The sequence below is a fragment of the Pelomonas sp. Root1217 genome, from assembly GCF_001425705.1.
GTDB lineage: Bacteria > Pseudomonadota > Gammaproteobacteria > Burkholderiales > Burkholderiaceae_C > Pelomonas.
The window spans coordinates 1-14,755 of record NZ_LMDC01000013.1 but is presented as its reverse complement, the minus strand read 5'-3'; the positions used below and the strand labels follow the sequence as shown (position 1 = coordinate 14,755).

The 14,755-nt window shown below is 66.7% G+C and carries 11 protein-coding genes; 1 reads left to right on the top strand and 10 read right to left on the bottom strand.

What is annotated here, in order from left to right; translation table 11 throughout:
• Nucleotides 1–188: 188 nt before the first annotated feature.
• A complete protein-coding gene (locus ASC95_RS14195; RefSeq protein ID WP_057298390.1) occupies nt 189–695 on the top strand; it encodes a hypothetical protein in 507 nt (168 codons plus the stop codon).
• 411 nt (nt 696–1,106) lie between these two features.
• Here ASC95_RS14195 and ASC95_RS14190 read toward each other — a convergent pair whose 3' ends face one another.
• The 10 genes from ASC95_RS14190 to ASC95_RS31165 form a co-directional block, all read right to left on the bottom strand.
• A complete protein-coding gene (locus ASC95_RS14190; RefSeq protein ID WP_057298389.1) occupies nt 1,107–3,419 on the bottom strand; it encodes a right-handed parallel beta-helix repeat-containing protein in 2,313 nt (770 codons plus the stop codon).
• Nucleotides 3,416–3,805 carry a hypothetical protein gene (locus tag ASC95_RS32530; RefSeq protein WP_369820616.1) on the bottom strand — a complete coding sequence of 130 codons (390 nt, stop codon included), beginning with the start codon at nt 3,803–3,805 and terminating at the stop codon, nt 3,416–3,418. Before ASC95_RS32530 ends, ASC95_RS14190 begins: the two co-directional genes overlap by 4 nt.
• Nucleotides 3,806–3,824: 19 nt before the next feature.
• A partial coding sequence (locus ASC95_RS14185) for a glycoside hydrolase family 27 protein (protein ID WP_235537925.1) occupies nt 3,825–4,727 on the bottom strand: 903 nt, incomplete at its 3' end.
• Nucleotides 4,728–4,894: 167 nt separating this feature from the next.
• Nucleotides 4,895–7,069, bottom strand: coding sequence for a galactosylceramidase (locus ASC95_RS14180; RefSeq protein ID WP_057298388.1), 2,175 nt, complete (start codon nt 7,067–7,069; stop codon nt 4,895–4,897).
• Nucleotides 7,070–7,172: 103 nt separating this feature from the next.
• Nucleotides 7,173–7,562, bottom strand: coding sequence for a hypothetical protein (locus ASC95_RS32525; protein ID WP_369820615.1), 390 nt, complete (start codon nt 7,560–7,562; stop codon nt 7,173–7,175).
• Between the two features lie 10 nt (nt 7,563–7,572).
• The coding region (locus tag ASC95_RS31385) for a glycoside hydrolase family 27 protein (RefSeq protein ID WP_369820614.1) at nt 7,573–8,256 on the bottom strand (684 nt) is incomplete at its 3' end.
• A 354-nt stretch (nt 8,257–8,610) separates the two neighbouring features.
• Nucleotides 8,611–10,563 carry a sialate O-acetylesterase gene (locus ASC95_RS14170; RefSeq protein ID WP_057298387.1) on the bottom strand — a complete coding sequence of 651 codons (1,953 nt, stop codon included), beginning with the start codon at nt 10,561–10,563 and terminating at the stop codon, nt 8,611–8,613.
• 162 nt (nt 10,564–10,725) lie between these two features.
• The gene (locus tag ASC95_RS14165; protein WP_056194697.1) at nt 10,726–12,777 is read right to left on the bottom strand and encodes a beta-galactosidase; all 2,052 of its coding nucleotides are present in this window, start codon (nt 12,775–12,777) and stop codon (nt 10,726–10,728) included.
• A 21-nt stretch (nt 12,778–12,798) separates the two neighbouring features.
• Entirely contained in the window at nt 12,799–14,214 is a 1,416-nt protein-coding gene (locus ASC95_RS14160) for a glycoside hydrolase family 27 protein (protein WP_200960142.1), read from the bottom strand.
• Nucleotides 14,215–14,245: 31 nt separating this feature from the next.
• Nucleotides 14,246–14,755: WD40/YVTN/BNR-like repeat-containing protein (locus tag ASC95_RS31165; protein WP_369820613.1), on the bottom strand; the 510-nt coding region annotated here is incomplete at its 5' end.

The following is a 14,755-nucleotide window of genomic DNA, read 5'->3' as shown; positions in this document are numbered from 1 at the left end:
CAAGCCGGCAGCGTTCAGCGCGCGTGCCGCGGGCGGCAAGCTGTCGATCAAGGTGCCTGCCAAGGCGGTGCTGGTGGTCGCGTTGGAGGAGTGAACGCCTCGTGAGTTGCCCGCCGCCTCGGCTCTAGAAGCAATCTTGTCTAGAAAGTCTGAGGAAAAAGATGCGAGGTTCAATCGCTACAGGTCTGATGGTCGTGGCGCTCGTCGCTCAGCCCGATACGTCCTCCGCATGCAGTTGCGTATGGCGCGAGCGCTCGCCGGAACGCGAGCGGGACGCAGCGGCCGCGGTGTTTACGGGGCTGGTCACCGCCGTCACGCTCGAAACGAAGTGGATTGACTCATTGGCCGAGCGACCGAGCGATTGCCGGACCCTGATTTCCGGCGACAAACGAGTCGCCCTTTGCGAGCAAGCGGAGGTCGCGGTCCGCTTCCGGGTGTTCAAGTCATGGAAGGGGGCCGCCGCGGACGAATTGATCGTCCGAACTGATTCTCAGGTCACCATGTGTGGTGTGGACTTCCATGTCGGTCAAATCTACCTGGTGTATGCAATCGGCGAGGTCGGCGGGGCGTTGAAGACAAGTCGTTGCCTGCATACACGTGCGATCGGCGAGGCTAAAGGTGATATTGACGTGCTGGGTTCACCTGAACGAGACGTGTTCGAGCAAGGGCTCCAACAAGGACCCCCAACGCCCTGAAGGCGTAGGTCAAAGACCTTCGGGCAGCACACCCACTCGATGCCGATGCGCCGCGTGGCCGTCCCGTCGCGCAGCTGTACCGGGTCCGGGGCAGCGGCGGGAGTGGCGGCAGCCCGTGCCAGGCTTACGGCATCCAGTTCGTGCTCCAGGGCCAGGGCCGGCACACTGCGCACGCCGGCCGCCGTGATCTCGCGGCGCTGCACGACGCTGCGCACGATCTTGCCGGCAGCATCGATGACGCCGCGCCGCCATTGCTGCCGTTGTGCAGTGTCGGCAGAGGCGGGGCGGGCTCGCGTGATGGCGAGGTCATAGCTTCTTTTCTGACGTTCGGCTGTTGTCTAGCAGCCAGTAAGGTTCATGGGCGCGTCGCATCGACGGTGAAAAGCCTGAGGCATGAAAAATCCATGGCGTTCAAAAGCCCTTGATCACCGCCGCCGGCCAATGCACAAGGATGCGCGTCTGGTTCCGCACGACGGTGAGCTCGGTGCGCCGGCCCGTTGCCAACAGCGCCTGCAGCGTTGCGACGTCGTTGATCGCTTGCTGGCCACTGGCAACGATGACGTCGCGCGGCTGCAGGCCGGCCGCCGCGCCGGCGCTGCCCGCTTCGACAGCCAGCACGATGAGGCCGGCCTTCTCGCCCAGCCCTGCGGCGGACTGCTCGCCCAGCGTCTCGATCGGCTTGAGGCCGAGGCCATGCAGTTGCCGCGCGGCCTGCAGCGGGGCGGCCTGGCCGAGCTGCTTGGGGACCGGGAAGGCCGGCTGCGATGCCAGCCTCTTCAACCGCGCCGGCCGCACGCCGAAGTCGTCCATGGGGAAGTTGACGAAGCCGATGCGCGTGGCCAGCGCCGCGTTCATGACCGTGTAGTCGCCCCGAGCCGGTGCGGCAAAGTGCGGGTCGCCGGCCACCGAGTCGGCATCGGTGCCACGCGCCTGGGCGGCTCGCAGGTCGGCCTCGGCGACGAAGAAGTTGCGGTTGACGCTGCGCCCCCAGCGCCTGATCTCCACCGGCTGGTGCGCGCCCATGACGACGTTGGACTCGAAGACGTCCTCGCCGTTGTCGAACCACACGTGCGGGTGGAAGCTGCCGTTGACGAGAATGTTGTTGCGCACGATGCGCTGGAAGCCCTCGCGCAGCTTGAGCCCGCCGGCCAGCATCAGGTTTTCCTCGATGACGTAGTTGGAGGCGCCATCATCGAGGTCGACGTCCCAGCCATGGTCGCAGCGCCAGCGGTTGCGCCGCATGACGATGGGCTCAACGGCATCCAGCAGTGCCAGCTCCGGGTGGGCCGCGGCGCGGCGGTCCATCTCGGCGCGGTCGGGGTGCCAGTAGCGGTCTCGGCCCCAGCTGTTGAAGCTGCCGTGGTCGCCGGTCAGGCGCACGGTGTCGAACACGTCGTTGTGGGTGATGAGGTGCCCACCCCAGTTGCCGTCGCCGATATTGATGCCGGCGCGTGGCATGCGGTAGATGCTGTTGTGGTCGACCGTGATGCGCGCGGCCATCGCGATCTGCACGCCGGTTGCCTGGCGGTCGATCTGGCCGATGTCGTGGATGAGGTTGTCGCTGGCTTCGGAATCCTTGGGATAGGCGTCCGACTTCGGGCCGGACGTGCGGTCGATGGCCGCGACCTCCAGCCGCTCGTGGTACTCGAACAGCGGCGAGCGCACGGCCTCCGGCCGGCCGACAAAAGCCACCGCAGTGCCGCCGATGTCATGGATGTGGTTGGCGGAGACGGTCACCTGCCGGGCGCGGCCGCTGACGACCACGCCGTGGCCGCCCAGCGCGGTGAACTCGCCTTGCTCGATGCGCACGTCGCGGGCGTTCTCCACCGTCACCGCGCCGGCGCGGTAGAACTTCCAGTCGGAGCGCAGCAGCGGCTCGGTCGCCTTCAGGAACGTGGGCTCGGTGTCGCTGAACTGCAGGCCGCGCAGCTGCACATGCTGCACGTCCCGCGCATGCCCCTCGATGCGCACGAGGGCCTCCAGCCGGCCTGCGCGAAAGCCCCGCGCCGGCGGCCGCTCGCCGGCCAGCGGCTTGAAGTAGAGCCAGCCCTCGCCAACGTCGTGGAACCACTCGCCCGGCGCGTCCAGTTCCTCCCGCACGTTCTCGACGTAGCGGTCCTTGTCGCTGGGCGGCATCACGCGGTTGTTGGCCAGCTGCGGGCCGTAGCCCAGGCTGCCGTCGGGCTTCTTGCCGAGGATGGGAACCTGCAGCCCACCCCATTGATAGCCGTGCAGCGCATGCAGCACAGCGCCCCGCGGGTCGCGCCAGCGCGCCACGCGCTCGGGCGAGGTGGCGTCGGCTGCGCCGCCAAAGCCCGGATTGGCCGGGTCGAGATTGGGGTAGCGGGCGCGCACCAGCGCTTGCTTGCCCAGCCACAGGCGTTGGAAGGAAGCAGCGGCGATGCGAGCCCGCCAGATGCCGTCCTTCCAGCGTTCCCAGCGCAGCGCCGGCAGCGACGTCGCGCCGCTCAACACGGGCTGGGCCCCAGGCGCCGCGGCGAGCACGAAGGGCGCGTCTGCCGTGCCCGACAAGGCCTCGTCAATGACGATAGGCGCCAACAGCTCGTAATTGCCAGCAGTCAGCTCGATGCGGTGGATGTGCTTGTCGGTCCGCGCCCGCTGCAGGGCGGCCTCCAGCGACCTGGCGTCCTTCGCGGTCTGCGTCTCGGCCTGCGCGCCGCTGGCCAGGACGGCCAGCGCGACCAGCAATGCCTTGCCCGTCATGGCGCAGCCTTGATGCGAACCATGATCACGCCATGCGGCGCCACCTTGCCGCCGAAGCTGCCGTGCACGCCCTTCGTGACCTTCTTGCTCCACAGGTCCTTCGCGTCGGCCTTCTGGTCGGCAGGCCACTGGAGCTGCTCCCAAGCCACCTTCATGTCGGCGGGCGTCTTGCCTCGGTTGAACAGCACCACCGCGTGCTCACCGCCCGACAGCGGACGCACCCAGACCTCGAGATCGCCTTCCTTCAGCAGGCGGCGGCCCTGCTTGCCCAGCGCATCCTGGTCGACGGCGATGACGTCCTTGTTGGTGAGGATACGCAGCGTGTCGGCGTCCATCTTGGACAGGTCGTTGCCGGCGATCAGCGGCGCGGCCAGCATGGCCCACAGCGAGAAGTGCGACTCGTANGGTGAGGATACGCAGCGTGTCGGCGTCCATCTTGGACAGGTCGTTGCCGGCGATCAGCGGCGCGGCCAGCATGGCCCACAGCGAGAAGTGCGACTCGTACTCGGTGGTCGTCATGCCGCCGTTGCCTACTTCGAGCATGTCGGGGTCGTTCCAGCCGTTGGGGGCCGCCTCGCTCGACAGCTCGGCGTTCATGTCGAGGATGTTGGTCATGCCGTGTGACCATTCCTTCTTGCCCTCCCAGGCGTCGTAGATGTCGCCCGTGGTGCGCCACAGATGACCGACGGGGTGGGCCCACCGGCCAGGCTTGCTTCCGCCCCAATCGCAGAGCGAAAACACGATGTCGCGGCCCGACTCGCGCAAGGCCTTGGACATGATGGTGTAGGCGGCCTCGGCGTTGCGGGTGCCGGTGTAGCACCAGTCGTATTTCAGGTAGTCGACGCCCCATCTGGCGTACTGTCGCGCGTCCTGGAACTCATGGCCGGCGCTGCCCGGGCGGCCGCCGCAGGTCAGCGAGCCGGCGTCGGAGTACAGGCCGAACTTCAGGCCTTTGCCGTGCACGTAGTCGGCCAGCGCCTTGATGCCTGAAGGGAAACGCTCGGGGTCGGCCTGGATGTTGCCGTCGGCGTCGCGGCTCTTCTGCCAGCAGTCGTCGATGACGAGGTATTGATAGCCGGCGTCCTTCATGCCGGAGGCAGCCATGGCGTCGGCCTGCTGGCGGATCAATTGCTCGCTGACGTTGCAGGCGAACTTGTTCCAGGAGTTCCAGCCCATGGGCGGCGTGGGTGCGAGGTTGGGTTTGGGCGCGTCGAGCTTGAGGGTCTCGTGCGCGTGGACCGGCAGGGCGGCGGTCACTGCGCAAAGCAGGGCCAGCGTGTGCGCGGCGTGTTGGATCAGGTGATGCATCGGATTCTTTCGACTATGTGCAGAGGTGGACCACTCAACGGCCGTAGCGGCGGCTGGCGGATTGAAGCGGCCAGTCGTCGGTGCGCAGGGTGGTGCGCATGTGCTGGAGCTTCATGGTTTCAAGGGGCCGGCCGGGGCTGCCAATGCAGATGATTGACTGCAGAAGTTCACCGCGCCGACCTTGGATAAACCGAACGCTGTCCAGCGATGGCAGTCGCTGGCTTCGGCAACGTGCCATTCAGTCTGTTGATGAGCACATTGTCAAAATACGGCGTGCTGACGCGGTTGTGAGACGCGGCCACCATCAGCCCCGCCATGCCCTTGCCGTACAGCGTGTCGGTCGCGCTCAGTACCGCTTTTCCGTCGACGACGGCGGTGATGGTGGAACCGCTGAAACGCAGCGCCAATTTGTGCCACCGCTTTGGCGCGATGCCCGCCAACTGCGTCGTCGCAAGCAATTTTTCGCCACCTGCACTGCTGTCGTTTTGCGCCTTGATCAAGGCCTGCTGCTCGGCGTCGCCTTCCAGCTTCTTCGGGTCAGCCTTGCCGCGAATGACGACCAACCGCAGCTGCCCGCTGTCGTCCAGTTGCGCGAAGTAGCCTTTGGGGATGACACCGAAACCCGTGCCGACATGGTTCACACGCCCCATCACTGCGGCCGCGTCGCCAGGCTGCAGATACACGTCGGTGCTGACCTCGTAGTCTTGCCAGGCGTCGTCACCAATGATGGTGTACGGCTGCCAGTCGGGCCCCCACGAGATCGTTGGCACTGGCGTCATCTGACGCAAGCAACGTCCCTTCCTCCCAGGACAAGCGGTCAGCTCGAAGGCACCGCTGATGTCGGAGAAATAGCGCGGCAAATAACCCCATTGCTTCGGATCGGCGTACTGTTCGAAGGTCTCGTAATAGGGGAAGGGGAACGCCTTTATCTCCGGGATCTTGTCGAAACCACCCTTACGCTGCCCACGGGTAGTCGTCAGCGAATAGACGGTATGCGGATCGACCGTGAGCGTCACGACACCATTGACCGGTTCAAGGTCATCCTGGCGTGCGAAGTGCTCCTTCTCATTGCTGCGCCACACTGCCAACCTATTCGACGACAGGCCGCCGCCAATCTCGAAGCTGACCCGCTGTTGGGTCGTGGCGTCTTTGGTTTCCAGGATGATGCTGTAGTCGCTGGCTGGCGATTTCAGGGTGACATAAGTGCCGCCCGCCGTCAGGTCGCCGCTGCCACCCTTGAGGTAGGTCCAGCCGATTTCGGTGAATTGGCCGTAATGGGCGTAACCCCAAAGCACGGGGTTGAGCTGGTAATGCGCACTCCAAGGCCAGTTTGCCCGTATGGCCGCTTCTTTCTCTCCGGAATACGGGGTCATGGTGTACAGGCCGGCAATGCCATACCAGTTGACGATCTTGGTCGCGCCACTGCGAACAAAATTCTCGTTGAAACCCTGCACCATCGAGATCAGGCCGTCATAACCAGCCTTGTACACGTGCTGTTCGGTGTTCCAGATCGGTTTGTCGAGGCTTTCAGCCAACTCGCGCACCGATGCTGGCGTAAATGACTCGGGCGGATTGATATGAGCGCCGATGATGTCGATCGAGTCACGCAAGTCCTTGTCCGTCAGCATGTCTTTCACGAAATTGAACTTCCAGTCGTCCGGCCAGTTGTCGAAGGCGTGAATCTTTGTCGACTTGAAACCGTTCGCCGTCAGGGTTGTGCGCAGCGCCTTGCTGAAGTCATAGCTCACGCCCTTTTCATTTCGGATGCCGATCGCATCCAGCTCCAGTCCATACACCTGGCGCAAGCCCTGGAGCCATTTGACGTAGTAGTTGGCCGTGTCCTGTGAAAAGAAGTTGAGGTCGCCCTTTTCGTCGCTACCGGCATTCTTCGCAAACACCGGGCCCTGGTCGCCCACCCATCCGGGCGCGCTCCAGGCAGTGGCGTCAAGCGAAAGTTTCGGATTGCGCTTCTTGGCCTCTTGCATCACCCACCAGATATAACCACGCGAATAGTTCAGGTCATCGCGTTTGTGCATATGGCTGGGCATGGAGCCCTGCGTGGAATTGCCATCGCCGGGAATTTCGACGTAAAGCGCGTTGACGGAAGCACCGAACTTTGGCTTGTACATCAAATCAAGAATCTGGCTGCGCTGGGGTTCCGGATAATCCTTCAACAAGACCGACGTAGCCCCGCCCCCATCAACGACGCCGATGCCGTCAAAACGCTTCCCGCCCGCATTGCCTTGCAGCGTGACGCGCTGCTCTGGCGCCGTTGCAAAGACGCCATTGGATTCGCCAATCAATAAAAGGAATATCAGCGACAGGGAAAGATGATTGCGCATTGGAAAGCTCCACGAAACTGTGGGGCCGGATTTCAGCCAGCAGTCGAAAACAAACAGGTACGGTGCTGCCACGTGCATTCGCAGGCGTTCGCCGGCAGCGTCGTCACGGCGCGGCCTTGATGCGCACCATGAGCACGCCATGTGGCGCAACCTTGCCGCCGTAGCTGCCGCTCGCGCCCTTCGTGACCTTCTTGCTCCACAGGTCCTTCACGTCGGCCTTCTGGTTGGCGGGCAGGCCGAGGAGGTCCCAGTTCAGCTTCATGTCGGCGGGCGTCTTGCCGCGGTTGAACAGCACGGCGGCGAACTCGCCGCCCGCCAGCGGCCGCACCCAGACCTCGAGGTCGCCTTCCTTCAGCGCGCGGCGGCCTTGCTGGCCCAGCGCATCCTGGTCGACGGCGATGACATCCTTGTTGGTGAGGATACGCAGCGTGTCGGCGTCCATCTTGGACAGGTCGTTGCCGGCGATCAGCGGCGCGGCCAGCATGGCCCACAGCGAGAAGTGNGGTGAGGATACGCAGCGTGTCGGCGTCCATCTTGGACAGGTCGTTGCCGGCGATCAGCGGCGCGGCCAGCATGGCCCACAGCGAGAAGTGCGACTCGTATTCCGTCGTCGTCATGCCGCCGTTGCCCACTTCCAGCATGTCGGGGTCATTCCAGGCATTGGGCGCCGACTGGCCCCCGCGCGCGGCTTGCATGTCCAGGATGTTGGTCATGCCATTGCCCTTGTCCTTCGTGCTTTCCCAACCGTCGTAGATGTCATGGGTGGTGCGCCACAGGTGGCCGACCGTCGGGCCCCAGCGCTCGGGATGGTCGGTGCCCCATTCGCAGATGGAAAACACGATGTCGCGGCCGGACTCGCGCAGGGCCTTGGCCATGACGGTGTAGGCGGCCTCGGCGTTGCGGGTGCCGGTGTTGCACCAGTCGTATTTCAGAAAGTCCACGCCCCATCTGGCGTACTGGCTCGCGTCCTGGAACTCACGGCCAGCGCTGCCCGGGCGGCCGGCGCAGGTCAGAGAGCCGGCGTCGGAATAGAGACCAAACTTCAGTCCCTTGCTGTGCACGTAGTCGGCGAGCGCCTTGATGCCGGACGGGAAGCGCTCGGGGTCGGCCTGGATGTTGCCGTCGGCGTCGCGGCTCTTCTGCCAGCAGTCGTCGATGACGATGTACTGGTAGCCGGCGTCCTTCATGCCGGAGGCGGCCGTCGCGGCTCTTCTGCCAGCAGTCGTCGATGACGATGTACTGGTAGCCGGCGTCCTTCATGCCGGAGGCGGCCATCGCGTCGGCCTGCTGGCGGATCAATTGCTCGCTGACGTTGCAGTCGAACTTGTTCCACGAGTTCCAGCCCATCGGCGGGGTTGGCGCCACATTGGGCTTGGGAGCTTCCAGCTTCAGCGTGCCGTCGGCGTGGGCGGGCGTGGTGGCGATGAAGCAGAGCAGTGCGACGGTATGAGCGGCGCGTCGGATCAGGTGGTGCATGCGGAGATTCACTTGAAGGGGATACGAAGAGCGCCGTTGAGCGGTGCGTCGAACTGGCGTCGGGCTCAGCGCCCGTAGCGCCGGCCTGCCGATTCCAGCGGCCAGTCGTCGGTGCGCAGCGGCGGCAGTGGCAGGCCGTCGCCACCGACGACATTGGCCTCGCTGGCGTTGTTGACCCAGGCGTAGCGCGCCGCCACCGGGGCCGCCACGGCGGCACTGCGCAGCACGATGCGATCACCGTCGACGCGTGCTTCGGCCGGTACCCAGCGCCGGTCGGCGCCGGCGACGTAGAAGCCGCGCAGCGGCTCGCCGGTGCGCGCAGTTCGCAGGCCGCCGGCGGTGGTGTCGAAGCGCAGCTCAAATTCGCCGCCCTTCGACTGATGGCCGGTCAGGCGCGGGCCCGTGGCCGGCGCGGTGCGCAGCCGCAGCTCGTGCATCGCCAGCGCGGCCAGGCGCTGGCCCACGGTGCGCTTGTTGCGGGGGTGAATGTCGACGGCATCGCCCACGTCGATCGCCGTGGCCATGCCGGTGTGGGGCAGCGCCAGGGCCGCGGCCTGGCTGGCGCGCAGTTCGGCCCAGCCGTTGCCGTCGGGCCGGTTCTCGGCCATGGGCCGCCACGAGGCCAGTTGCACGAAGAAGAAGGGCAGGTCAGGGTCGGCGAACTGGCCACGCCAGTCCTGGATGAGGCGCTTGAAGCCGTCGGCATAGGCAGCCGCACGCCCGGAGTTTTCCTCGCCCTGGTACCAGAGCACGCCGCGCACGGACAGGCCTTGCAGCGGTGCGACGAGGCCGTTGTGGCCCAGGGCCGGGGCGCTGTTCGCCACGGGGCCGCCGGCCGCCACGAGCTTCTCGACGCGTGCCCGCCAGGGGCCGGCGAGCGACACGCTGCCGGCGGAGGTGTCCAGGCGCAGATCGTCAGCCTCACCGTTGATGCCGCCGCCACCGCCCGTGTCGGTCACCCGCACGGCGATCCAGTTGGCGCCTGAGCGCAGCACGCCGGCTGGCAGCGTGTAGTGGCGCGCCTGCTCCCAGCCGCACTGGCCGCCGACCTTCTGGCCGTTGACCCAGACCTCGTCGCAGTCGTCCACCTTGGCCAGGCGCAGCTCCGCGGCTCCCGCGGCCTGGGCGGCCTTCAGCTCGACGCGCTTGCGCATCCAGACGACGCCGTCGACGTCGGCCAGGCCCTGGCCTTCCCAGTTGCCGGGCGCCTTCAGTGTGGGCCAGTCGGCGTCGATGTCGGCAGCGGCAGACCAACCCGAGGCGTCCACGCCCTCCAGCGGGAGACCCTTCTGCCAGGCGGCGATGCGGGGCAGCATGCGCTGGCCCAATGCTGCAGTGAAGGCAGCGTTGTCGGCCGGCAAGGCGTGCACCGCGGGTGCGAGGTCAGGGTCGCGCAGCGCCGCGTCGCGGCTCATCCAGGTCTCCAGCATGGAGCCGCCCCAGGCCGTGTTGATCAGGCCGATGGGCACGCCCTGCACCGCCTGCATCTCGCGCGCGAAGTGGTAGCCGACGGCGCTGAACTCGGCCACGCGGCCGGGCTCCGCGACGACCCAGGGCGCAGGCGCGATGTTGGCTTCGGGTTGCACGCTGGCGCGCAGCGGCACGCGCAGGTGGCGCAGCTGCGCATTCTGCGGTGAGGCCACTTCCTGTGGGCCGGTGTCGGTCTGCGCCAGCGGCCACTCCATGTTCGATTGGCCGCCGAGCAGCCAGACATCGCCGACCAGCACGTCGTTCAGCACCGCGGTCTTGTCGCCCGTGACGACGAGGCGGTGCGGGCCGCCGGCCGGTAACGGGGCCAGCTGGACGCGCCAGCGGCCGTCGGCGCCTGCGCGGGCCGTGCCGCTGCGGCCACCGAGGTCGATGCTCAGCGTCTGGCCCGGTGTGGCCTGACCCCACACGTTCAGCGGTCGGTCGCGCTGCAGCACCATGTGGTCGCTGAACACTTGGGCCAGGCGCACCTCGGCGTGCGCGGTGGCAGCCAGCAGGGAGAGCAGCAGGGGGAGGGCTATCGTTCTCATCGCGTTGTTCTCGTCTTTCGGGGCTTCATCTCAAATATCAATTCCGCTTGCACGGCATCCGGCGGCGCACGAACCGGGATGTTGCGGGCCGTCCCCGAGGGGAGCGACTGGCCTTGCCGACGTTCAGTCGGTGCAACAACTGGGCGAAGTGCCTGTCATCCTTCAGTTCAGAGGTTCCAGCAGCTCCACGCCGAGCGGCGCCAGCTTCAGGCTTCCTTCCCAGCGCTGGTCACCGAGCACCCCCTTCATCGCGCCGGCGATCGGCACCTCCATCGGTTGCCAGTTGGCGTTGACGTACAGCACGCGTCCTTCGACCTCGCGTGCGAACACGCCGTCGGGCGTCTTCGGACCCGGCTCGATGCCCAGGCTCGCGTAGAGCGAGCGCAGCAGCGGCCGCATGATCTGGGGCTGCGCCGGTGTGGCGAGGTAGATCGCGCGGCCCTTGCCGAACTTGTTGACAGTGATCGCCGGCGGCCTGCCGTCCAGGTTGCTGAAGCGGCTCAGCACGTCGGCGGTGGAGGGCTCCAGCACCTCGTAATGCTCAATCGTGCCCTTGACCTCCTCGTCGCCAATCTTCAGCGTGCCGGCGACGCTGTAGTACTCGTTGGTGCGCAGGCCGAAGACGTCGGTCAGGCCGCCGGGCAACGGCGTCCCGTGCCACTGGTTGTGCTCGTTCACCTTGGCCGACTGCGCCGTCATGATCACGGTGCCGCCGTCGGTGACGAACTTGCGCACCGCCTCGGTGGAGGCTTTGTCCAGCAGGTACATGCCGGGCAGGATGATGAGGCGGTAGCGGCTCAGGTCTTCGTAGGAGAGCTTGATGGCCGCGACGTCGATGTTGTCCTTCAGCAGCGGCTCGAAGGCACCGAGGGCCTGCTTCTGATAGGACGTCTTCAGGTAGTCGCGGGAGCTGTTGGCCGCGCCATTGGCACTGTGGGCCGCGACGTTGTCGAAGGAGTAGGCGATGGCCACCTTGGGCTCGACGCGGCGCGGGAAGCCAAGTTTCTCCAGCTTGGCGTAGTCGCTGGCGATGCGGGCCCATTCGGCCAGCTTCCACGAGGGGCGGTCGTCATGGTCGATCAAGCCCATCAGCGCCTGCTCCTCGCCGCCGAGATGGCTGTTGTAGGTCCAGGCCAGCGCGGCCTGGCCGCCCATCAGCAGCACGAAGTGGGCCCACATGCGCGACCAGCCCTTGCTGCCGTAGGAGCCTGGGCCGCCGGCGGTGAACTCGTTGAACCAGGTCGGCGTCGTCATGCCCGCCCTGATGAGGGCAGCCTGCCATCCGCCGTAGATCGGTTCGCCGGCATAGAAGCCCATGGCGCCATAGGTGGTGTGCTGGCGATAGCTGCCGTGGTAGTCGAAGCCCTTGCGGCCCGACCAGCTCCAGTAGTTCGACAGCGTAGGCTTGTCGGGTGTGTGCTTGCGGCGCACGGCCTCCCGGTCGTCGAGAACGGCAATGGTCAGGTCGGACCAGAAACGGCGCAGGTCCAGATAACGCTCGGCCGGGCCGGGACCGTCGGCATAGGGCAGCCGCACTTCTTCCCACTTGCCGATGCGACGCGACCAGCGCTGCGTGGCCCAGGCCTTGTTCAGCGCGTCGATGCTGCCGTAGCGCTTCTTCAGCCATTCGACGAAGCGCTTGCGGTCAGCCTCGGAATAGGAGATGTAGCCGTTGCCGATCTCGTTGTCATAGCCCACGGCCAGCAGGGCCGGATGCTTGGCGTAGCGCTTGATGAGCCTGTCGGCCATGCGCGTGGCCAGGCGCCGGTAGTCCGGGTCGCCGATGTTGTCCATGTAGCGCTCGGCCGGCGCCAGGCGGGTGCCGGCCTGGTTGGTGATGTCGACGCCGGGGTATTTGTGGTGCAGCCACATCGGCGCCGGCAGCCCCGGGATGTCGAGGATGACCTTGATGCCGGCGGCGCGCACCTCGGCCATCACGGCGTCGAAATGCTTGAAGTCAAACTTGCCTTCCTCGGGTTCGAAGTAGTCCCAGGCCAGGTCGCCCATGCGGACGACCTTGAAGCCAGATTGCTTCATCAGCGCAACGTCGCGCTTGACCTGCTCCAGCGTGCGGTCCACGGGCTGGTAATTCACGCCCGCGAACAGCTGGCCGGCCCCGGGCCAGTCGGGATGGCCTTCGGCGCTCTGGGCGAAGGCGGGGTTGAGTGCGGCCAGGGCCAGCGTGCAGGCAACCAGAGTCTTTTTCAGTTTCATGATCGGGGTCAGCGATACCTATCAGGCGCAACGCACCAAGCGTGCACCGTGCGGCGGCACGGTTAGCACGCGGGTGCCTGCGGGCAGGACCGCACGTGCCCAGCAGTCGCGGCTGGCGTCGGGCAGCCATGCAGGCAGAGGCACCTGCCACGGCGCGTCGCCGGTGTTCAGCCATGCCGCCCAGGTGCCCTGCGGGCCGTTGCAGACGAAGCGGTGGCCTTGTGCCACCGAGTGCCACTCACGTGCCCCGGGCACGCGCAGGAGTGCCAGCACCTCGGGGTTGGTGACCAGGCGCAGCGTCCAGTCGTCGAGGCGGCGCAGGTCGTTGCCCAGGATCAGCGGGCTGCGCGCGCAGGTCCAGGCGGTGAGCATCAGCAGCTGCTCGTCGCGCGTGAAGCGGGTGTCGCGTTCGCCGCGGCCTCCCTCGTCGTAGTTGCGCAGGCCGATCTTGCCGACCGGCAGCATGTCGGCATCGGGCCAGGCGCCCCCGCGGGCGTGCGGCGCCCACTTCACGAGGTTCACGAGGTTGTCGCGCAGCTGTGGCCAGGTGTCCCAGAAGTCGTTGCAGACCCGCCATTGGTTGGCGTGGGCCTGCAGGTGGGCCGACTGATCCAGGTGCGCCGGGCCGGGCGACAGGCTCAGCACCATGGGCCGACCGGTGGCGTCGATGGCGCGGCGGATCAGCTCCACTTCCTTGGCGTGATAGTTGGGCGCAGCGATGTCGTCGACCTTGACGAAGTCCACGCCCCACTCGGCCAGTTGGGCAAACCAGGCGCGGTACCACTCGAAGGCGCCGGGATGCTCGGGCTTGACACCGCACATGTCGGTGTTCCAGGCGCAGGTGGAGTGGGAATCGGCGACTTCGTTGCAGCGGTACTTGCTGCCGGCGATGGGCAGCTCCAGCCCGACCGCCTGGCGCGGAATGCCCCGCATGATGTGCACGCCGAAGCGCAGGCCCATGGCGTGCACCTGGGCAGCGAGCGGCGCGAAGCCGCGGCCACCGGCGGCGCTGGGGAAACGGTTGGGCGCGGGCTGCGGGCGGCCGTTGCCGTCCAGCACCAGCGGCGCGAAGTCCCGGTACCAGCCCGACGTGACGCCCGCCTCGTACCACTGGATGTCGACGGTGGCGGTGTCGTAGCCGAAGGGCAGGAAGCGCTCGGCAAGGATGCGCGCGTTGTCCAGGTACTCGGCTTCGGTGACGCTGGCGCCGAAGGCGTCCCAGCTGTTCCAGCCCATGGGCGGCGTGGGGGCCCAGGCGTGGAAGGGCAGGCCGGGCTCGGTGGCGCCGGCGGCGGCGGTGTTGGCGGACAGGGCGGTGGCAGCCGTCGCCGACCCGCCGGCCATGGCGGCCAGCCCGGCGCCTGCGACGGTGCGCACGAAGCTGCGGCGGGCCGGTTCATCGAGCGAGGTGGTGGCTGTCGAGTTCGTCTTGTTCATGAGCGATGCGGAATGAGGAAGGGCGCGGGGTTCAGTTGCTGAACAGCATTCCTCGGCCGGTACCACTGATGTAGATGCGGCCGTAGATGCCTTGATCGGCCGCCATGACGCCAATGCCGCCGAACTGGTTCGCGTCGTCGTTGAAGCGCGTCCAGGTGGCGCCGGCGTCGTCGGAGCGATGCACGCCCCACACGCCGTTGATCACGCCCACGACGTAGACCGCGGCCGAGTACGGCGCGCCGGCTTTGGCCTTGCCCAGCGCGATTGCGCTGGCGCCCTGCACATCAGCCCACTGGTTGCCGGTGAAGATCGACGCGAATTGGCTGAGCTTGGTCCAGGTCGCGCCCGAATCGGTCGAGCGGTACACCGTGTTGCCGTCGGTCAGCCAGAGGTCGCCCTCGACGTTGGGGTTGACCGCCAGCGAGGTGTTGCCGAAGTAGTTTGGCGCCAGCCCGGCGTTCACCGAGCCCTGGCTCAGCGTGAACGTGTGGCCGCCATCGGTCGACGTGTAGACCTTGCCCGGCGTGCCCCACCAGTGGCC